This window comes from Micromonospora sp. CNZ297, assembly GCF_007827625.1.
In genome coordinates, this window is sequence record NZ_VISU01000046.1 from 1 (window position 1) to 23,432 (window position 23,432).

The following is a 23,432-nucleotide window of genomic DNA, read 5'->3' on the forward strand; positions in this document are numbered from 1 at the left end:
AAACGGTTGGCTCGACACCACCGGACCTACCGAGGGCCTTCCCTCACCTCAACCCGACACGCCGCCACACCCCAAATCTCAAACACTCACTAAGAGGGGGCCCTTCCTTTCACCTGGTGGTAAGCGGGTGAGTCCGGCGGCGGCGCCGATCGGGGCCCGGGTAGCGTCAGCGGACATGACGGTCGTGCATCCGATCACCCGGGCCTGGATCACCACTGGCGGCACCGGCGCGCAGAACTACGACGAGTTCGCCGACGACGCGGAGATCACCTCCATCGTCGAGGCGAATCCGCACAGCGCCCTGGGCATCGAGATGCCCCACCGGGCGCCCGGCAGCCTCGGGAAGTCCTTCCTCGACGCGCTGCCGGACGCGGTGGCGCGCCTGGCCGAGGCGAAGGCGGACGGCAGCTATACGCCCGCCGAGCAGGTGGTGGTGCTCTACCGGATCAGCGCGCCGGGCGAGGAGAGCGCGTACGGGCTGTGGGCCATGGTCGACACCGACCAGATCTCCACCCGCGCCGACGAGCCTGGCCTGGTGATCCGCAACGAGGACGTGTTCATCGCCAAGGTGCGCGAGCGCGTCGCGCTGGCCGAGGCGCTCAGTCACCTGCTCTCGCCCGTACTCCTGCTCCAGACCGGTAGGGGCGACGAGCTGCACGCCGCGCTCGCGGCGGCGACCGACGCGGCCGGCGCGCCCGCCGCGACGGACGTCGACCAGTCCGGCCGGACGCACGCGATCTGGCTGCTCGGCCCGGGTCCGGCGCAGGACGAGCTGACCGCGCTGGCCGGCGGCGGGGAGTTGGTGGTCGCGGACGGCAACCACCGCAGCCTGGCCGCGCAGACCGGCGGTTTCCCGCGCTTCCTGTCGGTGATCACCACGCCCGCGTCGGTCGCCATCCAGCCCTACAACCGGCTGGTCAGCGAGCTGACCACCACGCCGGACGAGCTGCTCGACCGGCTGCGCGCGGCGGGCGCGGAGGTCACCCCGGTGGACGGGCCGGTCGACGTGCCGGCCACCGGCGGCGTCGTGCACCTCTACCTCGGCGGCCGGGGGTACGCGGTGACGCTGCCGCACGTCGGCGCCGCCCGGCTGGAGAACCTCGACCACGCGCTCGTCGAGCGCCTGCTGCTGCGCGACGCGCTGGGCCTCGACCCGGGCGACAAGCGGATCACGTACGTGGGCGGCGACTACCCGGCGAGCTGGCTCGTCGGTGAGGTCGACGCCGGCCGGGCCGAGCTGGCGGTGCTCGTCGCGCCGGTGACTGTCGACGACTTCGTCGCGGTGAACCTGGCCCGGGAGAAGATGCCGCGCAAGAGCACCTGGTTCACCCCGAAGGCGCGGGCCGGCCTGGTCGTGGCCGAGCTGCCGCACTGACCGTGTGACGAATCCGCCTCCGGGTCGCCGCCCGCGCGCCGGCCCGGAGGCGGGCCTGTCAGACTGCGCGGTATGCGCGTCTACCTGGGATCCGACCACGCTGGTTTCGAGTTGAAGGTGCACCTCGCCAACCACCTGGCCAAGCAGGGCTACGAGGTGGTCGACGTGGGACCGCACGTCTTCGACCCGGACGACGACTACCCGGCGTTCTGCCTGCACACCGGTGACCGGGTGGTCGGCGACCCGGGCAGCCTCGGCGTGGTGATCGGTGGCTCCGGCAACGGCGAGCAGATCGCCTCGAACAAGGTCGCGGGCGTCCGGGCGGCGCTCGCCTGGAACGTCGACACCGCCCAGCTGGCCCGCGAGCACAACGACGCGAACGTCGTCGCCATCGGCGCCCGGCAGCACACGCTGGACGAGGCCACAGCGCTCGTCGAGGCGTTCCTCACCACGCCGTTCTCCGGCAACCCCCGGCACAGCCGGCGCATCGAGCAGGTGGCCGCCTACGAGCAGAGCCGCCGCCTGCCCGAGCTGCCCGCCTGAGCGGACGCCTCCGGCTCACCGCCCGTTGCGGGGCAGTTCCTCGCGCGGCACCCAGTTGCGGCGGATGAGCACCACGCGCTGTTCGGCCTCGGCGAGGTCGTCCTCGGTGGGGCGGGCGGCGTCCCGTGCCCGCAGCGCGGCGGTCACGCTCACCTGCGACGAACCGGAGCCGACCAGCCCGCGCAGCCCGCGCTCGCCCTCCTCGGCGGGCGCGGCGGCGCGGCGTCCCCGGGGCTCCGGCTCGCCCGGTCGGCCGCCGCGCACGGGACGCGGTGCCACGTCGTCGTGTACCGGTGTCGTACTGGCAGTGGTGCCGCCGGTGCCCGTGCCGTCGGCACCGGTACCGGCACCGGTTCCGGCGGTCTCCGTCGGCGGGGCGGCCTCGCCGTGATGCCGCAGCCGCCGTCGCCGTCGCTCCGCCTCACCCATCCCCCGACCGTACCGTCCCCATGGCCACCCGCGCGCCGCTCGTACCCCGCGCTTCCCCGCACACGCTCCCCGGCGTGCCCGATCCAGCCAGCCTCCGCCGATCATGGAGCTGTGGTGCCCGGAGTGCCCCGTGAGCGAGGTATGCGAGGTGCCACAACTCCAAGGTCGACGAGGCGGGCGCCGACGATCACAAACGGTTTCCCCGACGGGTGTGCGGGGCCCGCTGCTGCCAGCGCTCCCTGCTCCCGCCCGCCGCACGATCATGAAGTTAGCCGGGACAAACCGGACGGTTTGCGCCGCTAGCTTCATGATCGCCGGGCCGGGCCGGGCCGGGGTCGGGCCGGGCCGGGGTCGGGCCGCGCGGAGTGGGGCGGGGGGCGGGGGTGAGGGCTAGAAGACCTCCATGGGGGAGGGGGTGCGGTGCCAGGTGAAGGCGGGTGTCAGCGCGGTCAGCGTGTGCGGGATCAGCTCCCGGACGCGGCCGGCGGCGGCCAGCGCGTACGGGTTCGCGCCGCCGAGGTACAGCTCGCCGAGAGCGCGTACGTCACACGCCAGCCCGGCCGGGGCGGTGGTGGGCGTGCACTGCGCGCCGTCGCGTCCGCCGACCAGCCGCCAGCGGCCGGTGTTCTCCTTCAGCAGCTCGTCGGTGACCTCGATCACCACGTCGACGTCCGTGGCGTAGCGCCGGGCGGCGAGCGCGGCCGGCACGTCCACCACCCGTACCCAGAGCGCGTCGGCGAGCTGCGGGGAGAGCTGGCGGGGCTCGTCCACCAGCCGCAGCAACGGCTCGTCCAGGGCCGCGATCGGGAACGACAGCCGGCGGGTCAGGTCGACCGAGAGCAGCAGCCGCCACAGCGCCGTGTACGCCTCGGGCGTCGCCGCCACCACCTCGCCGACCTGCACCTCGGCCTGCGGCCCGGTGGCCGACGAGCTGTCCTTCGTCCGGTAGAGCGCGTACCCGTCGAGGCCCTCGGCACCCTCGTGCAGCAGCACCCGGCGCTCGGTGGCGCCGCCCCGGTGCGCCTTGAGGTCCGCCAGCACGTACGACCACCAGCGCTCGTCGCGCCGGGACCAGCCGGGACGCTCGGTGCGGACCCGCTCGTACAGCCGGGCCAGCTCGTTCCGGTGCGCGTCCGGACGGTCCAGTCGCAGCCTGCCCTCAGCGGGCACCGGTGCGGGCAGCCGCAGGCCGGTGGTGTCCACCGACAGCACGTAGCGCGGGGCCGCGGACCCGTAGCCGAAGCGGGGGTAGATGCGGCCCTCGCTGGCCCAGAGCACCGCGATCGGCTCGCGGCCGGCGTCGCGGACGTCCCGCAGCTGGCGCCGCATCAGTGTGGTGAGCAGGCCGCGCCGCCGGTGCGTCGGCGCGACCGCGACCATCGTCACGTGCGCGGCCGGCAGGTCCGCGCCGGGCACCGCGAGGTCGCGGCTGAACGCGGCGGCGTGCGCCACCGCCGTGCCGCCGTCGCGGACCAGCAGCGACCGGTCCGGCTCGAAGATCGGGCGTTCGAGCGCCTGCACCTCGGGGTCGAGATCGCCGTGGAAGGCCAGCGCCAGCAGCGCCGCGATGTCGTCGAAGTCCTCGGCCCGGGATACCACCACGTCAGTCACGGCACGTGTGTATCGCACCGCGATGGGGGTCGGCACCCTATTTGCGGGCTGGCTACCCTCGGAACCGAGGCCGGAATCGGTCGAGGGGGAGGACGAAGATGGCGGACCAGACACAGCCGTGGGCCGAGCGCACCGTGGAGGTGCCGCCCCAGCCGGGGGTGGTGCCCCCGCAGCGGGACGCGTTCCAGCGCGGGGTGGCGGCGGTCGGTCAGCCGCGCCCGTCGCGTACGCCCCGTACCGAGCAGTTCCCCACCGTCGAGCACGGCGACTGGGCGGCGGAGCCGGCGCCCCGCCGGCCGATGAGCTGGCACCTGGCCCAGGCGCGCAAGGGCGGGGAGCTGAGCGCCGCCGGTGCCCTGTTCGCGTTCGTGTGCTGGGGCATCTGGGCGATCTCCGGCCGGGGCAACCTGGTCGCCCCGCTGCTGACGTTCGTGCTCAGCCTGCTCACCGCGGTCGGCCTGTTCGCGCTGGCCCGGCTGCTCGGCCGGCTGATCTTGGAGCGGCAGTTCGGCCGGGTGCGCCGCAGCGCCCGGGGCGCCCACCTGGTCACCGCGTTGTTCCTGGTCGGCGTCGGTGTGGCGTATCTCCAGCAGACCGAGTGGGTGGTCTCCGCCTGGAACTGGGTGACCGGCAACTGAGCCGACAGGTCGTCCGTCCGGTACGCGCCGGACGGACGACCCGGGGCGTCGGTGTCAGAAGGTGGTCGGCGCGCCGGCCGTCTGGCAGGCGGCGTTGATGTCCTTGCTGGCCTTCTCCATGGCGGGGTTGTCGGCGGCGGTGCCCGGGTCGGCGGCCGCGCCCGCCTTGCCGGCCTCCGCGCCGAACTCCTTCAGGGCGGTGGCCGCCTTGCCGTCGCCGGCGGTCGCGGCGAGCTCGGTCACCCGGTCACCGAGTTCGGTCAGGATCGCGCCGGTCTTCTTCGTCAGGTCGCCGCCCGCCTGCACGACGGTCATGAGCTTCGCCCGCATGTCCTTGTTGATCTTCTCTGCGGCGGTGCAGAGTTCCTTGTCGCTCATCGCGGCCGCCGACGGCGAGGGGGCCGCCGAGGAGGGTGCGGCGGAGGCCGAGGTGGCTGCCGGCCCGGCCGTGGTCGAGGGCTTCTCGTCGCCGCACGCGGCGAGGCCCAGCACGGCACAGGTCAGGAGGATCGGGAAGATCCGGTTCGTTTTCACGTCTGGGCACGCTAGTCGATGCCCGTCATTGATCAAACTCGGTTTGCCCGGGTCGGCCCCGGGATGCGCGGGCGGGCGGCATTCGCGCCGCCCGCCCGCGTGCCCGGCCGCGGTACGCCGCGACACCGGTCGTCGCTCCACCAGGACCCTGCTGCCTTACCCCGCCCCGCGGGCTCCATCCGTCGCCCGTTGGGCTGAGCCGTCGCCGCTGCTCGTCGGCCTTCGGCGACGCGACCCGGGCCGCCGGGTCCTCGACGCCCGGGCTGCCGGAACGACAGGCGACGGGTACCGCCCACCGCCGTGAGCGGCCGTTCAGCGAGCCGGGGCGTGCTTCCGGCGCACCGGACCCGTCCGGCCGTCGTGCCGGCGCGTCGCCGGGGAGCAGCATGACGGCATGGGCGCGTATCGATCAGCGTACGAGCGGAGCATCGCCGACCCGGCCGGCTTCTGGCGGGACGCGGCGGCCGACATCGACTGGGTCATCCCGCCGGAGCGCATCCTCGACGACTCGGCGGCGCCGCTGTACCGCTGGTTCCCCGACGGGGTGCTGAACACCTGTCACAACGCGCTGGACCGGCACGTCGCCGCCGGGCGTGGCGACCAGCCCGCGGTGATCCACGACAGCCCGGTGACCGGAGCGGTCCGCACGCTCACGTACGCCGAACTGCTCGCCGAGACCGCCCGGTTCGCCGGGGCGCTGCGCCGTCTCGGCGTCGGCCGGGGCGACCGGGTGCTGCTCTACCTGGCGATGGTCCCGGAGGCCGTGATCGCCATGCTGGCCTGCGCCCGGATCGGCGCGGTGCACTCGGTGGTCTTCGGCGGGTTCGCCGCGCACGAGCTGGCCGTCCGGATCGACGACGCGCGGCCGAAGATGGTGGTGGCGACCTCCTGCGGCATCGAGGCCGACCGGGTGGTGCCGTACCACCCGATCCTCGCCGCCGCGCTCGACGAGGCCGCGCACGCGCCGGAGCGCTGCGTGGTGGTGCAGCGCCCGCAGGAGCCGGCCCCGCTGGTGCCCGGCCGCGACCTGACCTGGGCCGAGGTGATGGCGGACGCGGAACCGGCGCCGTGCGAGCCGGTGGCCGCCACCGACCCGCTCTACGTCCTCTACACCTCCGGCACCACGGGCCGTCCCAAGGGCGTGGTGCGGGACAACGGCGGGCACGCGGTGGCGCTGCGGTGGTCGATGCGCAACGTCTACGGCATCGAGCCGGGCGAGGTCTTCTGGGCCGCCTCCGACGTGGGCTGGGTGGTCGGCCACTCCTACATCGTGTACGCGCCGCTGCTCACCGGCGCGACCACCGTGCTCTACGAGGGCAAGCCGGTCGGCACCCCCGACGCCGGGGCGTTCTGGCGGGTCGCCGCCGAGCACCGGGTGGCCGCCCTGTTCACCGCGCCCACCGCGATCCGGGCGATCCGCCGGCAGGACCCGGACGGCAGCCACATCTCCCGGTACGACCTGAGTGCGCTGCGTACCCTCTTCCTCGCCGGTGAGCGGCTGGACCCGGACACCTGGGCCTGGGCGGGGGAGCGGCTCGGTGTACCGGTGGTCGACAACTGGTGGCAGACGGAGACCGGCTGGCCGGTGGCGGCCAACCCGCGCGGCCTGGAGCCGCTGCCGATCAAGCCGGGGTCGCCGTCGGTGCCGGTGCCCGGCTACGACGTGCGCGTGGTCGACGGTGCGGGCCGGGACGTGCCGCCCGGCACGGACGGCTCGATCGTGATCCGGCTGCCGCTGCCGCCCGGCTGTCTGCCCACGCTCTGGGGTGACGACGAGCGGTTCGTCCGCTCCTACCTGTCCACCTTCCCGGGTCACTACCTGACCGGCGACGGCGGCCGGTTCGACGAGGACGGCTACCTGTACGTGATGGGCCGCACCGACGACGTCATCAACGTGGCCGGGCACCGCCTGTCCACAGGCGCGATGGAGGAGGTCCTGGCGACGCACCCGGCGGTGGCCGAGTGCGCGGTGATCGGCGTGGCCGACGCGCTCAAGGGGCAGGTGCCCAGCGGGTACGTGGTGCTCAAGGCCGGTGCCGACGTGGACCCGGACGCGCTCGCCGCCGAGCTGGTCGCGCTGGTCCGGCAGCGGATCGGCCCGGTGGCTGCGTTCCGCCGGGTGACAGTGGTCCCGGCGCTGCCGAAGACCCGCTCCGGGAAGATCCTGCGCCGCACCATGCGGGGCCTGGTGGAGGGGCGCGACGAGCCGGTCCCGGCGACCATCGACGACCCGGGCGCGCTCGCCGTCTTCCGCGACCTCGGCACCGCGGACTGAGCCAGGCAGGGCTGAAGCGGTCCCCGGCCGGACTCCACCGGCCGGGGACCGCTTGCGGTCAGCGCCGGACCGGGTTGTCGGCGGCGTAGTCGCGGGCGACGCGGACCAGTTCCACCAGGCCGCCGGCGTACTCCTGCGCCTCGGCGTGCGCCTCGTCGAACGGCGGCTGGAAGCCGACGCCGTCCCACTGACCGGTGGTCTCGTTCCACCTGTCGTTCCCGACCTCGAAGTCCCAGGCGAAGATGCCCAGCTCGTAGTAGAGCTGGTCGGCCGAGTTGCCGGCCGCCGAGTAGAGCACGTCGGCGACCGGGCCGGTCTGCGACGGCCAGGTGACGGTGCCGCGCTCGGCCGCGATCGCGCCCACGATGCGCCGGGCGCTGCCCAGGAACAGCGTCGACTCGTCGATCGACGGGCGCGGCAGCGTCACCCGCCCGTCGGCCTTGTACGCCCCGGGCGGCCACATGAAGTAGCCGCCGTACGAGTGCACGTTCATCGCGAACTTGATGTTCGGGTGGGCCTTGGCCAGGTCGATCACGTTGCGGCTCTCCGGCTCGGACAGCTCCGCCGTGCCCGCGTAGTTGCCGGACAGGCAGTTGGCGCTCGCGCCCACGTACCCGTCGAACAGGGATCCGACCGTGTAGTTGCGGTTGACGTCGACGCCCCACATGGTGCGGTTCTTCGGGTCACGGGAGGCGCCGGTGCAGTGGTTGACCAGGTTCTTGCGCTGGAAGTTGTAGTCGTGGAACGAGTAGTTCGCGCCGTCCGGGTTCACAGTCGGGATGACGAACACGTCCACCTGCTCCAGCAGCCTGCGGGTCGCCGCGTCGGTACGCGCGTTCGCCAGCAGCCGCTCGGCGAACTCCAGCGTGACGAGCGGGGTCGCCCACTCGCGGGCGTGCTCCTGCGAGTACGCCAGCACGCCGATCCGGGAGCCGTCGCGGTGCTTGCCGATGCGCAGCGCCTGCACCGTCCACGGCCGGGACGGCACCTCGGTGCCCTGCAAGCCGTCGTCGAGGCGTACCGGCCCGGCCACCGGCATCGGCAGCCCCGCCGAGCCGTCCTCCACGCTGGCCCGGAAGCGGGCGCCCCGCGGGGCGTTGATCAGGGCGGCGACGTCGTCGGTGGTGCTCGTGACCTTGCCCGCGCCGTCGGTGGCCAGCGAGATGGTCAGCACCCGGTCCCGGTAGCGCATGTTCAGCGGCCGGTTCGGCCGGCCCGGGTCGACGGTGCGTACCTGCACGCCGTTCATGCCCTGGTCGCCGAAGCGGACCGACTCCACCACCACGGCGGCGGCCGCCGGGTCGCCCAGGTAGGCGGCGGCGGTCCGGCGGTATCCCTGGGTCTTGTTCGGCAGGTCGATGACGTCCACCAGGTCGCGGTACTGGCGGCCGAGCCGGGCGATGCGCGCCTTGATGTCGACGGGCGTCAGGTAGGCGTCGATGAAGTCCTTCTGATAGCCGGCCGGCTGCGGCGGCGGGGTCGCGTTCGGCCAGAGCGACGGCGTCACCGGCCGGCTCGTGCCGCCCAGCGTGGAGGTGGCAGTGAGCTGCACCGGACGGCTCGGCACCGGCTGCGGCAGCGCGTAGTGGTACTGGTACTCGCCCGAGTCCTCGAAGCGGTACAGCGGGAACGAGCCGGTGGCACCGTCGGCCGTCCGCCAGCTCACAGTGATCTCCACGTCCGGGTCGTCGGTGGCGGTGGTGGCGACCTGGGCCTGGAGGAACGTCCGGCCGCTGGTGGTCCACCAGTACGCCTGGAGGAACTGGAGCGTGTCGACAGCGGCGGCGCCGCTCGTACGCAGCCCGGCGCGGGTGCGCTCCTGCGCGGCGCGGCGGCTCTCGGCCAGGTGCCGGGCCCCGTCGTCGGCGCGCTGCACCACCTGCACGGCGGTGGCCCCCTGCCGGGTGAGGTCGGCGAGCTGCCGTCCGGTGAGGACCAGGTCGGCGGTCCACTCGCCGTCGCGCGAGCGGGGACGGTTGGCCAGGTCGGCGCCGCCGGCCACCAGGCGGTCGAGCTGCGCCCGGTCGGCGAGCCGCACGCGGACCAGGGCGGTCTCGGTGGGGGCGAGCGTGATCGCGGGGGAGGGCGGTGCGGCGGCGCCCGGCCCGGGATGGGCCAGCGCCGCGGCGATCAGGATGCTGGTGGTGGCGAGTGCGGTCCACCGTCGTCGGACGAACACGGGGCCTCCTGACGAACGTCGATCTCTCTGCCGTTCACACCAGCCGAGGCATCGATCGCTGTCAAGCTCACTTCCGGTCAGCCGGCGAACCGGTACAACCGGAACTCCTTCTCCGCGCCGCACACCAGCATCTCGGTGTTCCACGAGCAGGACTCGCTGCGGATCTGCTTGAGCTGCCCCATCTCGACCGGCTTGCCGTCCACCGCCGTCCCCGCGAGGACGCGGTCGTCCTCGTAGGCGCTCGGCGCCTCGGAGAAGATCAGCAGGTTGCCGGCGTCCAACCGGACCGCCGTCCCGTCCCGGTCGCGCAGCACCGCCGTGCCGTCCGGCGCGAACAGCGTCACCGCGTCCGGCGAGTCCCGCCCGGCCAGCACGTGCTCACCGACCGGCACCAGCGACTCGGCGCGCGGCGCCGGCCACTGCCGGGTGCCCTCACCCTCGGTCGCCGCCACCACCCGCGTGTCGTCGGCGCCGCTGCCGGGCGTCTCCAGCAGGCACACGCGACGCTCCCCGCAGGTGACGAGATCCTTCACCCGGCCGCCCTGTTCCGGCGCCTCGTACAGCACGCCCGGCGTGCCGAGACCGCCCAGGTCGTAGGCGAGCAGCCGCAGGCCGCGCTCGTTCTCCGCCACGTACAGCCGGTCGTCGCGGGCGGCCACCGGATCGTCGAGCCCGGCGACGTTGCCCCGGTCCTTGAGGATCTTCCCGCTGCGCATGTCGACGACCCGGAGCGACCGGTCCGCGCCGACCTGCACGAGCCGGTCCGCCTTCCCGGCCCACGGGGCGAGCGGCGAGCCCTCGGCGTTGCCGGGCCCGTCCAGCGCCGCGCCGGTGCCGACCGGTACCACCTTCGTGCGCGCGTCGCCGTACTCGGTGCGCGGGTTGGGCCGCTCCCACCGCTGCCGGCCGTCGTCCAGCCGCAGCCCGACCAGGCGTTCGCCGGTGCGGTCCAGCCGGACGATCGTGTCGGGCCCGAGGTACAGGGTGTCGTCGCGGCCGACGTCGGTCCGCCAGCGCTGCTTGCCGGAATCGCCGTCGAGCACCGCGAGCACGCGGGGGGTGTCGCTTCCGGTGGCATCGCCGAGGACGAGCAGCCCGTCGGGCAGCGCCCGGATCCCCGCCCACCGCTGCGCTGTCGCGTCGGTCCGCCTCTCCCAGACCGTCTTGCCGGTGGCCGCCTCGACGGCAGTCACGTGGAGGTGGTCGTCGGGCAGCGAACGGGCCAGGTAGGCGCGTTCCCCGAGCGTCGCGGTGAACATCTGGTCCGGCCGCGTGTCACCGGCGGACACAGTCTTCACCAGCTCCGCGGTGTGGAAGTCCAGCGCCGGGTGCCGGTCCCGGAACACCCAGAGCAGCACCGACGCCGCCACGGCGACGACCACGAGGCCGGCGCCGAGCGCGATCCACCGGCCGCGCCGTGGCCGGCCGCCGCCGGGCCGGACACCGCCCGGCGCGGGGGAGAAGGGCGCTCCGGGTACGCCGGGCTGCCAGCCGCCGGGCGGGGGAGCGGACGGTCCGGGTACGCCGTAGCCCGCGGCCGGGTGCGGCAGAACCGGACCGTGGGCGGCCGGCATGCCGTCGTACCTCGTCGGCTGTGGCGGAACCGGGCCCGGCGTGCCGTCGTACCTCGTGGCGGCTGTCTGCGGGACGGGGCCGTCGGCGACCAGCGTGCCGTGCGGTCCGGCGGACGCCGCGTCCGGACCGCCGAGCGGCGCGGTCGGGTTCGGCCTCGTCGCACCGGCGGGGACCGTGGCGGCGCTCGCCGTGCCGGCGTCGGTCCCGCCCGCGGGCGGCGCGGGCCGTGTCGATTCGGGCTGGGCCGGCGCGGGCGGTGCCGGCGCGGGCGGTGCCGGCGCGGCGTGGACCGGCACGCCGGGACGGCCGGACCGCCGCGGCAGCGGCAGGTCGGTGAGCGCGCCCTCGGCGACAGGCATCTCCGGCTGCTCCAGCACCGTCGGCGCGATGCCCAGCTCGGCGTGCAGCAGCCGGGCCACCAGCGGCACCCGGGTCGACCCGCCGACCAGGAACAGACCGGAGAGCTGCTCCGGACGCAGCCCGGCGGCGGCGGTCACCTCGCGGGTCTCCGTCACGGCCCGGGCCAGCAGCGGCGCGGCCAGGCGTTCGAAGTCCTCCCGGGACAGCGGCACCGCCGCCTCCACCCCCGGTACGGCGACCGGCGCCACCATGGCCCGGGACAGCATCTCCTTCGCGCCGCGCACGTTGTCCCACAGCTGCTGGCGGTCCCGCCGCTCCGCGGTGGTCGCCGGGTCGGTCAGCCGGGCCCACTCGCCCGGATGGGCCGGGCCGACCAGCTCGCCGAGCCGCCCGAGCAGGGCCGCGTCCAGGTCGAGACCGCCGAGGTCGGGGATCCCGCCGGTGGCGACCAGCTGGAAGCCGGAGTCTCCCCACGGATCGGCGCCCTCGTTGCGCAGCACCGCCACGTCGAGCGTGCCGCCGCCGAAGTCGAACACCGCCACCGCACCGCCCACCGGCACCGGCCGGCGCAGCACCTGCGTGAAGTAGCGCGCCGCGGCCACCGGCTCACGCAGCAGGCGGGTGCCGGGCGCGATCGGCCCGGCCAGCGTGTGCTCGGCCGCCGCCGGCCAGCCGGCGAGTTCCAGCGCGTCGTGCAGCACCTGACGGCGGGCCGGCGTCCAGGCCGCCGGGTGGGTGACCACCGCCGGGGGCAGCATCCCGACCGCCGCCACCGCTGCGTCCGCAACCGCGCGCAGCGTCGCTGCCAGCAGCTCCGCCGGCCGGTACGCCCGCCCGCCCAGCTCCACCGTCTCCTCGTCGACCCGGCGCTTCGGGTTCGGCTCGTAGCCGGCCGGGTCGGCCTGGGCGAGGCGCTGCGCGTCCCGCCCGACGTGCAGGTGACCGTCCGCGTCGGCGTAGACGCCGGACGGCAGGATCGGGTGGCCGTCGACGAGCACCGGCCGGGTCCGCCCGTCCGGCCAGCGCAGCACCGCCACCGTGTTCGAGGTGCCGAGGTCCACGCCGAGGGCGAAACCGTCCTGCTGGCCTGCCATCCGCGGCTACCTCCACCACCCGACGAGGATGTCCGGCCCGCATCGTACGCAGGCCGCGCCGCCTCGCCGCGCGCCCGGCCCGGGGGAATGGACTGGCCGGTCCGGCGCCCGGCCGCATACCGTCGCCGTCATGAGGGTGATCTCCGTCAACGTGGGCCGACCGCAACCGAACCCGTGGAAGGGGATCGGCGCCACCGGCATCGACAAGCGGCCCGTGGACGGCCGGGTCGCCGTCACCGCGCCCGGCCCCAAGGGCAACGGCGACGTCGGGCTCGCCGGTGACCGGGTCTACGACGTGGCCCACCACGGCGGCACCGACCAGGCGGTCTACGCGTACGCCCGGGAGGACCTGGACCACTGGGAGGCCGAGCTGGGCCGTCCGCTCGCCGACGGCAGCTTCGGCGAGAACCTGACCACCACCGGGCTGGACGTCAACGGCGCGCTGATCGGCGAGCGGTGGCGGATCGGGCCGGACCTGGTGCTGGAGGTCTCCTGCCCGCGCATCCCCTGCGGCACGTTCCAGGGGTGGCTGGGCGAACGCGGCTGGATCAAGCGGTTCACCCAGGAGGTACGGCCCGGGGCGTACCTGCGGGTGATCACGCCGGGCAGCGTCGGCGCCGGGGACCCGGTCGAGATCGTGCACCGGCCCGACCACGACGTGACTGTGGCGCTGGTGTTCCGGGCCACGATGCTGGAGCCGGAGCTGCTGCCCCGGCTGCTGGTCGCCGACGCGCTCCCCGAGGAGGACATGGCGCGGATCCGCCGCCGCTTGACCTGAACCCTGCTTCAGGTCGGACGCTCCCGGTGTGCTGAACTCCGTACTCGACGAGGCGTACGAGCGCGTACGCCACACCGGTCCCGAGCGCGACGGGTGGCTGTCCAACCACGTGCCGGTGACTGGCTCGACCTCTTCGAGCGTGAGCTGGCCGGCGACCCGTGGCACGACGTGCCTGCCCGGCTCGCCGCTGTCGTCGACGCCGCCGTGGTCCGGCACGGCACACACGGGTACGCCGGTCCCGTGATGCTCGTGCACGCCGCCACCGCGCCGAACGCCGTCCTGCGTACGCTGCCGGCCCTGCCGCCGGCGCTGTGGCAGCCGAGCCTGGCCGCCGCCTGGGCGGCGACCGCCGCCGTCACCGCCGCCTACGCCCCGGCCGGGGCCCGTGCCCTCCCGCCGGCCGCCGGGCCGGAACTCGACGAGGTCATGGCGCGGGCGCTGGACACCGGGGACGCGCACGCGATCAAATTCATCGACACCCTGAGCGACGCGTACGCCCGCAGCGGCGACCCGGCCCTGCTCGCCGTGGCCGCCCGATCCGTCGAGCAGATCGCCGCAGACTGAACACGTGGAGGGCTGATGACACCCGACGACGAGGCGTTCCTGCGCCGCGCCGTGGAACTCGCCGACCGGGCCGGCGCGTCCGGCGAGCGGCCGTTCGCGTCGCTGCTCGTCGGCGCGGACGGCACCGTCCTGATCGAGGACCACAACACTGTGGTCTCCGACAAGGACGTCACCGCCCACCCGGAGCTGAAGCTGGCCCGCTGGGCCGCCCGGCAGCTCGCCCCCGAGGCGGCCGTCGCCACCACCATGTACACCAGTTGCCAGCCGTGCCCGATGTGCACTGTGGCGATCAACGCATCAGGCCTGGGCCGGGTCGTCTTTGCGCTGTCCACCGAGCAGTTCGAGCAGGTCAAGCCCGCGACGCCCGCGCCGCGCCCGGTGCGGTACGACGGGCCGGCGCTGTTCGACGAGGCACGCCGGCCGATCGAGGACCACTACTAGGCACCCGGGCGACGGTGGACGCGCCACGGCGGAGCACCGGGTCGAGCGGTGCGGTGGGCCTCCGGCGTCGCTACATTCTCCGGCCCGGACCTTGAACCTCGCGAGCCGGACCGGCATCTGCGCGACGCCGTCGTGGGGTTCCTCGGTCGATGAGAGCGGCGGGGGTCATCTGCCGGCGAGGTGCTCTGGTGGCATCATCGATCCGTGCCTGTGATCGAAGTTGTCCTCGGTGACATCACCCAAGAGGACGTCGATGCCGTCGTCACCGCGGCGAATGAGTCGCTGTTGGGTGGCGGCGGTGTGGACGGGGCGATTCATCGTGCAGTCGGACCGCGGCTGGCCCAGGCGGGTGCTGCCCTGGCACCGTGCGATCCGGGCGACGCGGTCGCCACGCCGGCGTTCGATCTTGACCCACCGGTACGCCATGTCATTCACACCGTCGGCCCGGTGTGGGAAGGCGGCGGCTACGGTGAGGCCGATGTCCTGGCGTCGTGCTACCGGCGCAGCCTCGAGGTTGCCGATGAGATCGCCGCTCGCCGCGTCGCCTTCCCCGCCATCGCTACTGGTGTGTACGGGTTCCCGACCGACCAGGCAGCGAAGATCGCGATCTCGACCATCAGAGCGACACCGACGAACGTCGAGCACGTCCGCCTGGTCGCCTTCGACCAGGCCACGTACGAACTGCTGGCTTCGGCGCTCCAGGGGCACGGCCGTTGAGTTCGTGAGGCGGATCCTCGCAGGCGGCCGGAGCAGCTGATGGCCACGGCTGGCCCGAGCGGGGGAGTCGTCGACCGGCCCAGGCTCGGGGGATGCGTCCTCTGACCGGGGCCGGAGGCCGTGGAGCGGGCGACGGGAATCGAACCCGCACCGTCAGTTTGGAAGACTGAAGCTCTGCCATTGAGCTACGCCCGCGAGCGCCCCACCACAGCAGGGCGCGCCGACAGCGTACCGAATCACCCCCGCCGCCGTGCAGCGCGTACCCCGCGCACGCCGCCGACCGTCAAGATCCACACAATTTCGGCGAGGTGGCGCCTTCCTGCGCCCCCGGACCCAGCCACTTCCCCGAACTGGCGCCCGACGCCACCCGACGCCACCCGGCGGCACCCGGCGGCGCCCGCCACACCGCGCGCCGTGCCCCGGTCACCCGCGCGAGGGGCCGGACGGCATACACTCTTCGTCGCCACCGGGGTGTGGCGCAGCTTGGTAGCGCACTCGCTTTGGGAGCGAGGGGCCGTGGGTTCAAATCCCGCCACCCCGACTGTCGTTCGCGACCGGATCGTCCCGGGAACCGCCGGTTTTTTCCGCGCGGTACCCGGGCCCTGCCGATGCCGTCGGCCGGCTCGCCTACACTCGATGCGCGCAATCACGCCCCAGACTCAACACCCAGATCCGTCAAGGAGTACGCCTGTGAAGAGCACCGTCGAGACTCTGAGCCCGACGCGCGTGCGGCTCGCCATCGAGGTGCCGTTCGTCGAGCTCGAGCCGAGCCTCAAGAAGGCGTACCGGGAGATCGGCCAGCAGGTCCAGGTTCCCGGCTTCCGCCGGGGCAAGGTCCCGTCTGCGGTGATCGACCAGCGGGTGGGCCGGGGGACCGTCCTCAACGAGGCGATCCAGGAGGCCATCCCGCAGAACATCCTCGCCGCGGTCCGGGAGCACGACCTGAAGACGCTCGGCCGTCCCGAGGTCGATATCACGGAGTTCAACGACGGCGACTCGCTCAATTTCACCGCCGAGGTGGACGTCCGGCCGGAGATCACCCTGCCGGACCCGGCCACCATCGAGGTGACCGTCGACGAGATCCAGATCGCCGACAGCGAGATCGACGAGCAGATCAACAGCCTGCGCGAGCGGTTCGCCACGCTGAAGACCGTCGAGCGGGCCGCCCAGGAGGGCGACTTCGTGCAGATCGACCTGAACGCCACTGTTGACGGCGAGGAGGTCCCGGGCGGTTCGGCGAGCAACATCTCGCACGAGGTGGGCAGCAAGCAGCTCCTGCCGGGTCTGGACGAGGCGCTGGTCGGCCTGGCCGCCGGCGACAGCACCACCTTCACCACGCAGCTCGTCGGCGGCGACTACGCCGGCCGTGACGCCGACGTGGCGGTGACCGTCCGCACGGTCAAGGAGAAGGAGCTCCCCGAGCTCAACGACGACTTCGCGCAGATGGCCAGCGAGTTCGACACCATCGACGAGCTGCGCGCCGACCTGCGGGAGCGGGTCACCCGGGGCAAGCAGGTCGAGCAGATCTACGCCGCCCGTGACAAGGCCCTGGAGCAGATGGTGGCCGCCGCCGAGGTGCCGGCGCCCGAGGGCGTCGTCAAGGAGGAGGTCGAGAGCCGCAAGGCCGCGATGGTCGACCAGCTCGAGCGCATCGGCGCCTCCCTGGAGGAATACCTCGCGGCGGAGGAGAAGACCGAGGAGCAGATCGACACCGAGCTGACCGAGGCGGCGACCGACGGCGTCAAGATCCAGCTCCTGCTGGACACCCTGGCCGACGCCGAGGACGTGCAGGTCTCCGACGACGAGTTCGGTCACGAGATCGTGCACCGTGCGCAGCGCGCCGGCATGGCCCCGCAGCAGTACTACGACCAGCTGGTCCGCTCCGGCGCCGCCGCGGCCGTCTTCGGCGACGTCCGCCGGGGCAAGGCGCTCGCCGCGGTGATGGAGAAGATCAAGATCAAGGACTCGGCGGGCAACGAGGTCTCCCTCGACGCGCTGCGGGCCCAGAACGAGGCCGAGCACGACCACCAGCACTGACCATCGGGGGTGTCGGCCGCCGTCCCGCGCTGCGCGCCGGGAGGCGGCCGAAACCCTTTCCGGGGTACGCCGTGCGGGTGACTGCGCTGAGAGCGAACAGTGCCCCGACCGGGAGTACGCCTCCCGGCTGAGCGGTTAGTGTCGGGTAGGACGGTACGGAGAGCGAAGGGCTGCCATGACCGACATGCACATCCCCAAGAAGTCGCTCCGGGTGAACGAGGCCCGCGGTGGCGACTCCATTGGCAACCTCGACGACTCGGTCTACAACCGGTTGCTCAAGGAACGGATCATCTTCCTGGGCAGTGAGGTGAACGACCAGGTGGCCAACCGCATCTGCGCGCAGCTCCTGCTGCTCGCGGCGGAGGACCCGGACCGCGACATCTTCCTCTGGATCAACTCGCCGGGTGGCTCGGTCTACTCCGGCATGGCGATCTACGACACCATGCAGTACATCGACAACGACGTCTCGACCGTGGCGATGGGCATGGCCGCCTCCATGGGCCAGCTGCTGCTCTGCGCGGGCACCAAGGGCAAGCGCTACGCCCTGCCGCACGCGCGGATCATGATGCACCAGCCCTCGGGTGGCCTCGGCGGCACCGCGTCGGACATCGCGATCCAGGCCGAGCAGATGCTCTACACCAAGCGGATGTTCCAGGAGCGGGTCGCGTTCCACACCGGCCAGTCCCAGGCGCAGATCGAGGCGGACTCGGACCGTGACCGCTGGTTCACCGCCCAGGAGGCCATGGACTACGGCTTCATCGACAAGGTGATCATCGGGGCCGCGCAGGTTCCGGATGGCGCCGGGACCCTGAGCTGACCGAGGAGCTGACGATGACCGACCTGAGCCTGCCGCCCCAGTTCGCGGCCGTGCACAACCGCTACGTTCTGCCGTCGTTCGTCGAGCGCACGTCGTACGGGATGAAGGAGTCCAACCCGTACAACAAGCTCTTCGAGGACCGGATCATCTTCCTCGGCGTGCAGGTGGACGACGCGTCGGCCAACGACGTGATGGCCCAGCTGCTGACGCTGGAGGGCACCGACCCGGACCGCGACATCATCATGTACATCAACTCGCCCGGTGGCTCCTTCACCGCCATGACGGCGATCTACGACACCATGCAGTACGTCCGCCCGGACATCCAGACCGTCTGCCTCGGGCAGGCGGCGAGCGCGGCGGCGGTGCTGCTCTCCGCGGGCACGCCGGGTAAGCGGATGGCGCTGCCCAACTCCCGGATCATCATCCACCAGCCGGCCACCGAGGGCGGCTACGGCCAGGGCTCGGACATCGAGATCCAGGCGCGGGAGATCCTGCGGATGCGGACGCAGCTGGAGGACATGCTCTCCCGGCACTGCAACCGCCCGATCGAGCAGGTTCGCAAGGACATCGACCGTGACAAGATCATGACGGCCGAGGAGTCCAAGGAGTACGGGCTGGTCGACACGATCCTGACCAGCCGCAAGAAGGGTCTGCTGGCGTCGCACGCCGCGGGCTGAGCAACGTGTGGTCGGAGGTCGGTCGGGGTATCGTTCCCGGTCGACCTCTGACACACCCGTTTTGGGGGTCGGAGAAAACCCGGCCACCGGGTAACGTCGGGTCTGTACCGCTCCGCCGGTCGGATCAGGTGGAGCCGACAGCATGGTGGGACGACAGGACGGACGGGCGCTCCGGCGCTCGCAGGTCAGGGCCGGCGTTCCGGCCGACGAGTGCAGGGAGAACGTAGGTGGCACGGATCGGTGACGGCGGCGACCTACTGAAATGCTCGTTCTGCGGCAAGTCGCAGAAGCAGGTCAAGAAGCTCATCGCGGGCCCTGGTGTCTACATCTGCGACGAGTGCATCGACCTCTGCAACGAGATCATCGAAGAGGAGCTGGCCGAGTCCGGCGAGGTGAAGTGGGAAGAGCTTCCCAAGCCGATGGAGATCTGCCAGTTCCTCGACAACTACGTCGTCGGTCAGGAGCAGGCCAAGAAGGCGCTCGCCGTCGCGGTCTACAACCACTACAAGCGGATCCAGGCCGAGGCCGCAGGCGCGCCGGGCTCCGGCACGGACGGCGTCGAGCTGGCCAAGTCCAACATCCTGCTGCTCGGCCCGACGGGTTGCGGCAAGACGCACCTGGCGCAGACGCTCGCCCGGATGCTCAACGTCCCGTTCGCCATCGCCGACGCCACCGCGCTCACCGAGGCGGGCTACGTCGGTGAGGACGTCGAGAACATCCTGCTGAAGCTGATCCAGGCCGCCGACTACGACATCAAGCGCGCCGAGACGGGCATCATCTACATCGACGAGGTCGACAAGATCGCCCGTAAGTCGGAGAACCCGTCGATCACCCGTGACGTCTCCGGCGAGGGCGTGCAGCAGGCGCTGCTGAAGATGCTCGAAGGCACCGTCGCCAACGTGCCGCCGCAGGGCGGGCGCAAGCACCCGCACCAGGAGTTCATCCAGATCGACACCACGAACGTGCTGTTCATCTGCGGTGGCGCGTTCGCCGGGCTCGACCAGATCATCGAGGCCCGCACCGGCTCCGGCGGCACCGGCTTCGGCGCCCGGCTCCGGTCGGTGTCCGAGCGGTCGACTGACGACATCTTCAGCCAGGTCATGCCGGAGGACATGCTGAAGTTCGGGCTCATCCCCGAGTTCATCGGCCGGCTTCCGGTGATCACCAACGTGCGCAGCCTCGACCGCAGCGCCCTGGTGCGGATCCTGACCGAGCCGCGCAACGCGCTGGTCCGGCAGTACCAGCGCCTGTTCGAGCTGGACGGCGTCGAGCTGGAGTTCGAGCAGCCCGCGCTGGAGGCCATCGCCGACCAGGCCATGCTCCGCGGCACCGGCGCCCGCGGCCTGCGGGCGATCATGGAAGAGGTGCTCCTCTCCGTGATGTACGAGGTGCCGAGCAACCCCGACGCCGCCCGGGTGCTGATCACCCGCGAGGTCGTCCTGGAGAACGTCAACCCGACGATCGTGCCCCGCGAGTTCACCGGCCGGCGCCGGCGGGACCGCGAGGAGAAGTCGGCCTGATACCGCCGTTCGCGACCGCGCCCGGGTCAGCTCGGGCGCGGTCCGCGTGAGCGGGTCCGCCGGTCCCACTCGCCCGACGGGGTGACCACCACCATCATCAGGCGCACCGGCCCGTCACCGGCCGTGCGATAGCCGTGCTCCCGGTCGGCGTGGAACTCGACCGTCTCGCCGGCGCGTACGTCGTGGTCGACGCCGTCCACTGTGACAGTGGCGACGCCGTCGAGCACGTGCAGGATCTCCCGGGTGCCGTGGGCGTGGTCGGGGGACCGCAACGCCTCCCCGGGTTCCATCCGCCAGTCCCACAGCTCGACCAGGTCGGGTTCGCCGAGGCCGCTGAGCAGACGCGCCAGGCCGCCGTTGGGGCCGCGCCACAGCACCGGCGCCTCGTCGGCCGCGCTGACCCGCACCGTGCTCTGTTCGGCCGGCTCCAGCAGCCGGGCGATGCTGACGCCGAACGCGTCGGCGACCCGGCAGAGCGTGCCGATGCTCGGGTTGGTGCGCGCCCCCTCGATCTGCACCAGCATGCCCTTGCTGACTCCGGACCGGCCGGCCAGTTCCTCGAACGACCAGCCGCGTGCTGCTCGCAGGTCACGTACCTGGCGGGCGACCGCTGAGGTCACCGCGCCGACCCGTCCACCGGTATCGGTCATCACACTGTCCTTCACGGTCACTATTGTGGTACGACTGCGGGATGCTCCCCATTGTCCTCGCCGCCGTGTCCGCGCTGGCCTTCGGCACGGCCGACTTCGCCGGCGGCAAGGCGTCCCGGCGCGCCGACCCGATCGCCGTGACTGTGGTGTCGCAGATCCTCAGCGTTCCGCTGCTGCTCGTCCTCGTCCTCGTGGTGCCCGGCACGCCGAGCCCGCTCGACCTGGGGTGGGGACTGCTCGCCGGCGTGGCGGGCGCGGGCGGCGTCATGCTGCTCTACCGCTCGCTCGCCACCGGCGTGATGGCTGTCGTCGCGCCCGTCACCGCGATCACCGCGGCGATCGTGCCGATCGTCGCCGGCCTGGTCCTCGCGCACTCGCCGGGTGCTGTTGCGCTCGGCGGCGCCGGGCTCGCCGTGGTCGCCATCGGGCTGGTCAGCCTGGGGGAGCGCGGCGCGGCGCGCCGCGTCTCCGGCCGCGTGATCGGCATGGCACTGGCCGCCGGACTGCTCTTCGGCGTCTTCTTCGCGCTGCTCGGCCAGGCCGACGAGGCCGCCGGCATGTGGCCGGTTCTCGCGGTACGCGTCAGCTCGATCGCGTTCGGCCTCGCGCTCGCCGTCCGTACCGGCGCACGCCTGCGACTGGGGCGGCGCGTCCTCGGCTGGGCTGCGACGGCCGGCCTGCTCGACTCCGCCGCGAACGCGCTCTTCCTCGCCGCGGCGGGGCGGGGGCACCTGAGCGTGGTGGCCGCGATCGCCTCGCTCTACCCGGCGAGCACCGTCCTGCTCGCGCTCGCCGTCGACCGGGAACGACTCCGGCCGGCACAGGTCGCGGGGCTCGGCTTCGCCGCGGCGGCGCTCGTCCTGTCCAGCGTCTGAGCCCTGTCGCGCGCCTGCTTCCGCCCGTACCCTCGGGTCATGCGCGTCGCCGTCTGCCAGCTCAACGCCCGCGACGACCGGGCGGCGAACCTCGCCGCCGCCGAGGCCCTGCTGGTCAGGGCCGCGGCGGCCGGCGCGGACCTCGCCCTCCTTCCGGAGTACGTCGACTACCTCGGTCACGCCGACCGGATGCCGCCGGCCGAGCCGGTCGACGGCACTGTGGGGCGGTTCTTCGCGGAGACCGCCCGCCGACTGGGCATGTGGGTGATCGCCGGCTCGTTCCACGAGGCGGGTCCGGACCCGGCGCACACCTGGAACACCTCCCTGGTCTTCGACCGCGAGGGCGCGCTCGCCGCCGCCTACCGCAAGATCCATCTGTACGACGTGGAGATCCCCGGCCGCGTCTCCTACCTCGAGTCGGCAACCGTCGCGCCGGGCGAGAAGCCAGTGGTGGTCGACGTCGAGGGTCTGCGGGTCGGCCTGTCCATCTGTTACGACCTGCGGTTCCCGGAGTTGTACCGGCAGCTCGCGACCGACGGCGGCGCCGAACTGCTCGTGGTGCCCGCGGCGTTCATGATGCACACCGGGCGGGACCACTGGGAGGTCCTGCTGCGGGCCCGGGCGATCGAGAACCAGTGCTTCGTGGCGGCGGCCGGACAGACAGGTGACCACGACCCGGGCCGGACCTGCTTCGGGCGCAGCATGGTGGTCGACCCGTGGGGGACCGTGCTGAGCCAGGTCGCCGACGGCCCGGGGCTGGCGGTCACCGAGATCGACCTGGAGCGCCTGCGGACGATCCGCGCCGAGCTGCCCAGCCTGGCCAACCGCCGGCTCTGATCGCGGTCAGCCTCCGAAGAGCAGGCCCAGGGCGGCGATCCCGGCGATCGCCGCCGCGGTGACCAGGAGAGCGGTGGTCATCCGGGAGGGGCCGCGCCGGGCCAGGCGCCTGATCGACAGCACCAGTACGGCGAGCACGACGGCCCCGATCACCAACTGCCAGAACGGCAGCAGGAGGCCGAGCAGAGCGTCCTCGGCGACGGCCGGGACCGGGGACGGATCATCCATGCCGACCACTCTGGCACGGGACAGCTCCGGAACGCTCTCTTCGACGCCGGCATTCCGGTGGACCCGTCACGCTCGCCCAATGACGATCATTGATTTGCCTTCCGGGGCGGGTCCGCGTAACTTTCTCTCTGCACGCGGGAGGCCGGGCAAACCGGCCGAGAACGGGCGCCAGGCTGGTGGCGGTGACGCCGAGCCAGACTGAGATTCGGGCGGTGCTCGACACTCCGGGACACGGAGTTGCGAACGCGAAGCCGACCGGGTAGAGTGCGAAAGCCGGCAGGGAGCCGGGCGGGTGGTCGCGAGAGCGACGCCGGCCGGTCCGCCGAAACCCACGAGAGCAACGACCACCGGAAACGGTGAGCGTCGGCGTGGGTCTGGTCGAGCCAAGTTGATCACCTCGAACGCGAGGTTGACGACGGAAGCAAGACCGAGTAGGTTGGAGAGGTTGCCCCAAACGGGGGTTCCGCTGGTAGCGGTGCTTCTGGTTGGTGTGTGGTTGTTCTTTGAGAACTCAACAGGGTGCTTGTAAAGCCAGCGCCAATTGTTTTATACCCCGTACTGGTGGCCGTTCTTTGGGATGGTTGCTGGTTGGGATTCCTTTGGCAACACTTTTGTTGCCAGGTTATGCTGTTCGACAAGTTTTTGTTGGAGAGTTTGATCCTGGCTCAGGACGAACGC

General features: G+C 72.6%; 20 protein-coding genes, 2 tRNA genes and 1 pseudogene. 15 read left to right on the plus strand and 8 right to left on the minus strand.

Annotated features, from left to right (window positions below):
* The first annotated feature begins 175 nt into the window (after positions 1–175).
* Positions 176–1,375 carry a DUF1015 family protein gene (locus FB454_RS33760; RefSeq protein WP_013288049.1) on the plus strand — a complete coding sequence of 400 codons (1,200 nt, stop codon included), beginning with the start codon at positions 176–178 and terminating at the stop codon, positions 1,373–1,375.
* Between the two features lie 72 nt (positions 1,376–1,447).
* The gene (locus FB454_RS33765; RefSeq protein ID WP_013288048.1) at positions 1,448–1,918 is read left to right on the plus strand and encodes a ribose-5-phosphate isomerase; all 471 of its coding nucleotides are present in this window, start codon (positions 1,448–1,450) and stop codon (positions 1,916–1,918) included.
* 15 nt (positions 1,919–1,933) lie between these two features.
* On the opposite strand, the gene FB454_RS33770 is transcribed toward FB454_RS33765, so the two are convergent.
* Together FB454_RS33770 and FB454_RS33775 are read right to left on the minus strand one after the other, a co-directional pair.
* Positions 1,934–2,347, minus strand: a complete 414-nt coding sequence (locus FB454_RS33770; RefSeq protein ID WP_013288047.1) for a hypothetical protein — start codon at positions 2,345–2,347, stop codon at positions 1,934–1,936.
* Between the two features lie 390 nt (positions 2,348–2,737).
* Positions 2,738–3,958 (minus strand): GNAT family N-acetyltransferase, encoded by a 1,221-nt coding sequence (locus FB454_RS33775; RefSeq protein ID WP_356998219.1) that lies wholly within the window; start codon positions 3,956–3,958, stop codon positions 2,738–2,740.
* 98 nt (positions 3,959–4,056) lie between these two features.
* Between FB454_RS33775 and FB454_RS33780 the strand changes: the two genes are divergently transcribed.
* Positions 4,057–4,596, plus strand: a complete 540-nt coding sequence (locus FB454_RS33780; protein ID WP_013288045.1) for a hypothetical protein — start codon at positions 4,057–4,059, stop codon at positions 4,594–4,596.
* A 54-nt stretch (positions 4,597–4,650) separates the two neighbouring features.
* Here FB454_RS33780 and FB454_RS33785 read toward each other — a convergent pair whose 3' ends face one another.
* The gene (locus FB454_RS33785) at positions 4,651–5,130 is read right to left on the minus strand and encodes a hypothetical protein (protein ID WP_013288044.1); all 480 of its coding nucleotides are present in this window, start codon (positions 5,128–5,130) and stop codon (positions 4,651–4,653) included.
* A 328-nt stretch (positions 5,131–5,458) separates the two neighbouring features.
* Here FB454_RS33785 and FB454_RS33790 point away from each other — a divergent pair.
* A pseudogene (locus FB454_RS33790) lies at positions 5,459–7,405 on the plus strand (propionyl-CoA synthetase); the annotation flags it as partial.
* 58 nt (positions 7,406–7,463) lie between these two features.
* On the opposite strand, the gene FB454_RS33795 reads toward FB454_RS33790, so the two are convergent.
* Positions 7,464–9,584 carry a M14 family zinc carboxypeptidase gene (locus FB454_RS33795; RefSeq protein ID WP_145824209.1) on the minus strand — a complete coding sequence of 707 codons (2,121 nt, stop codon included), beginning with the start codon at positions 9,582–9,584 and terminating at the stop codon, positions 7,464–7,466.
* A 77-nt stretch (positions 9,585–9,661) separates the two neighbouring features.
* Positions 9,662–12,613 (minus strand): Hsp70 family protein, encoded by a 2,952-nt coding sequence (locus tag FB454_RS33800; RefSeq protein ID WP_145824210.1) that lies wholly within the window; start codon positions 12,611–12,613, stop codon positions 9,662–9,664.
* A gap of 130 nt (positions 12,614–12,743) precedes the next feature.
* On the opposite strand from FB454_RS33800, the gene FB454_RS33805 reads away from it, so the two are divergent.
* The 4 genes from FB454_RS33805 to FB454_RS33820 all read left to right on the plus strand — a co-directional run bounded on the left by FB454_RS33805 (position 12,744) and on the right by FB454_RS33820 (position 15,113).
* Entirely contained in the window at positions 12,744–13,391 is a 648-nt protein-coding gene (locus tag FB454_RS33805; protein ID WP_145824211.1) for an MOSC domain-containing protein, read from the plus strand.
* Positions 13,392–13,484: 93 nt separating this feature from the next.
* Complete coding sequence (locus tag FB454_RS35220; protein WP_486485498.1) at positions 13,485–13,955, plus strand: hypothetical protein; 471 nt, start codon at positions 13,485–13,487, stop codon at positions 13,953–13,955.
* A 15-nt stretch (positions 13,956–13,970) separates the two neighbouring features.
* Positions 13,971–14,396 (plus strand): nucleoside deaminase, encoded by a 426-nt coding sequence (locus FB454_RS33815; protein WP_030273332.1) that lies wholly within the window; start codon positions 13,971–13,973, stop codon positions 14,394–14,396.
* 204 nt (positions 14,397–14,600) lie between these two features.
* Entirely contained in the window at positions 14,601–15,113 is a 513-nt protein-coding gene (locus FB454_RS33820) for an O-acetyl-ADP-ribose deacetylase (RefSeq protein WP_145824213.1), read from the plus strand.
* A gap of 121 nt (positions 15,114–15,234) precedes the next feature.
* Here the strand turns inward: FB454_RS33820 and FB454_RS33825 are convergent.
* Positions 15,235–15,308: transfer RNA gene (locus FB454_RS33825), tRNA-Gly, on the minus strand.
* A 272-nt stretch (positions 15,309–15,580) separates the two neighbouring features.
* Between FB454_RS33825 and FB454_RS33830 the strand changes: the two genes are divergently transcribed.
* From FB454_RS33830 to clpX, 5 genes are all read left to right on the plus strand, one after another.
* Positions 15,581–15,654, plus strand: a tRNA-Pro gene (locus FB454_RS33830).
* Positions 15,655–15,803: 149 nt separating this feature from the next.
* Complete coding sequence (gene tig, locus FB454_RS33835) at positions 15,804–17,150, plus strand: trigger factor (protein ID WP_013288036.1); 1,347 nt, start codon at positions 15,804–15,806, stop codon at positions 17,148–17,150.
* A 175-nt stretch (positions 17,151–17,325) separates the two neighbouring features.
* A complete protein-coding gene (locus FB454_RS33840; RefSeq protein WP_013288035.1) occupies positions 17,326–17,967 on the plus strand; it encodes an ATP-dependent Clp protease proteolytic subunit in 642 nt (213 codons plus the stop codon).
* A 14-nt stretch (positions 17,968–17,981) separates the two neighbouring features.
* Positions 17,982–18,644, plus strand: coding sequence for an ATP-dependent Clp protease proteolytic subunit (locus tag FB454_RS33845; protein WP_013288034.1), 663 nt, complete (start codon positions 17,982–17,984; stop codon positions 18,642–18,644).
* Positions 18,645–18,871: 227 nt separating this feature from the next.
* Positions 18,872–20,164: an ATP-dependent Clp protease ATP-binding subunit ClpX gene (gene clpX, locus FB454_RS33850; protein WP_013288033.1), complete on the plus strand. Its 1,293-nt coding sequence runs from the start codon at positions 18,872–18,874 to the stop codon at positions 20,162–20,164.
* Positions 20,165–20,190: 26 nt separating this feature from the next.
* Here the strand turns inward: clpX and FB454_RS33855 are convergent, their stop codons facing one another.
* Complete coding sequence (locus FB454_RS33855) at positions 20,191–20,814, minus strand: helix-turn-helix domain-containing protein (RefSeq protein ID WP_013288032.1); 624 nt, start codon at positions 20,812–20,814, stop codon at positions 20,191–20,193.
* Between the two features lie 41 nt (positions 20,815–20,855).
* Between FB454_RS33855 and FB454_RS33860 the strand changes: the two genes are divergently transcribed.
* Both FB454_RS33860 and FB454_RS33865 read left to right on the plus strand, forming a co-directional pair.
* Positions 20,856–21,689 carry an EamA family transporter gene (locus FB454_RS33860; RefSeq protein ID WP_013288031.1) on the plus strand — a complete coding sequence of 278 codons (834 nt, stop codon included), beginning with the start codon at positions 20,856–20,858 and terminating at the stop codon, positions 21,687–21,689.
* A gap of 39 nt (positions 21,690–21,728) precedes the next feature.
* Positions 21,729–22,526 carry a carbon-nitrogen hydrolase family protein gene (locus tag FB454_RS33865; protein ID WP_013288030.1) on the plus strand — a complete coding sequence of 266 codons (798 nt, stop codon included), beginning with the start codon at positions 21,729–21,731 and terminating at the stop codon, positions 22,524–22,526.
* A gap of 6 nt (positions 22,527–22,532) precedes the next feature.
* Here FB454_RS33865 and FB454_RS33870 read toward each other — a convergent pair whose 3' ends face one another.
* On the minus strand, positions 22,533–22,754 hold the full coding sequence (locus FB454_RS33870) for a hypothetical protein (protein ID WP_013288029.1): 222 nt from the start codon (positions 22,752–22,754) through the stop codon (positions 22,533–22,535).
* Positions 22,755–23,432: the final 678 nt, after the last annotated feature.

Coding starts and splice junctions, on each gene's coding strand:
- FB454_RS33855 (WP_013288032.1), bottom strand. CDS start 20,814: ATGACCGATACCGGTGGACGGGTCGGCGCGGTGACCTCAGCGGTCGCC.
- FB454_RS33870 (WP_013288029.1), bottom strand. CDS start 22,754: ATGGATGATCCGTCCCCGGTCCCGGCCGTCGCCGAGGACGCTCTGCTC.
- FB454_RS33845 (WP_013288034.1), top strand. CDS start 17,982: ATGACCGACCTGAGCCTGCCGCCCCAGTTCGCGGCCGTGCACAACCGC.
- FB454_RS33780 (WP_013288045.1), top strand. CDS start 4,057: ATGGCGGACCAGACACAGCCGTGGGCCGAGCGCACCGTGGAGGTGCCG.
- FB454_RS33765 (WP_013288048.1), top strand. CDS start 1,448: ATGCGCGTCTACCTGGGATCCGACCACGCTGGTTTCGAGTTGAAGGTG.
- FB454_RS33770 (WP_013288047.1), bottom strand. CDS start 2,347: ATGGGTGAGGCGGAGCGACGGCGACGGCGGCTGCGGCATCACGGCGAG.
- FB454_RS33860 (WP_013288031.1), top strand. CDS start 20,856: ATGCTCCCCATTGTCCTCGCCGCCGTGTCCGCGCTGGCCTTCGGCACG.
- FB454_RS33815 (WP_030273332.1), top strand. CDS start 13,971: ATGACACCCGACGACGAGGCGTTCCTGCGCCGCGCCGTGGAACTCGCC.
- FB454_RS33800 (WP_145824210.1), bottom strand. CDS start 12,613: ATGGCAGGCCAGCAGGACGGTTTCGCCCTCGGCGTGGACCTCGGCACC.
- FB454_RS33840 (WP_013288035.1), top strand. CDS start 17,326: ATGACCGACATGCACATCCCCAAGAAGTCGCTCCGGGTGAACGAGGCC.
- FB454_RS33760 (WP_013288049.1), top strand. CDS start 176: ATGACGGTCGTGCATCCGATCACCCGGGCCTGGATCACCACTGGCGGC.
- FB454_RS33805 (WP_145824211.1), top strand. CDS start 12,744: ATGAGGGTGATCTCCGTCAACGTGGGCCGACCGCAACCGAACCCGTGG.
- FB454_RS33865 (WP_013288030.1), top strand. CDS start 21,729: ATGCGCGTCGCCGTCTGCCAGCTCAACGCCCGCGACGACCGGGCGGCG.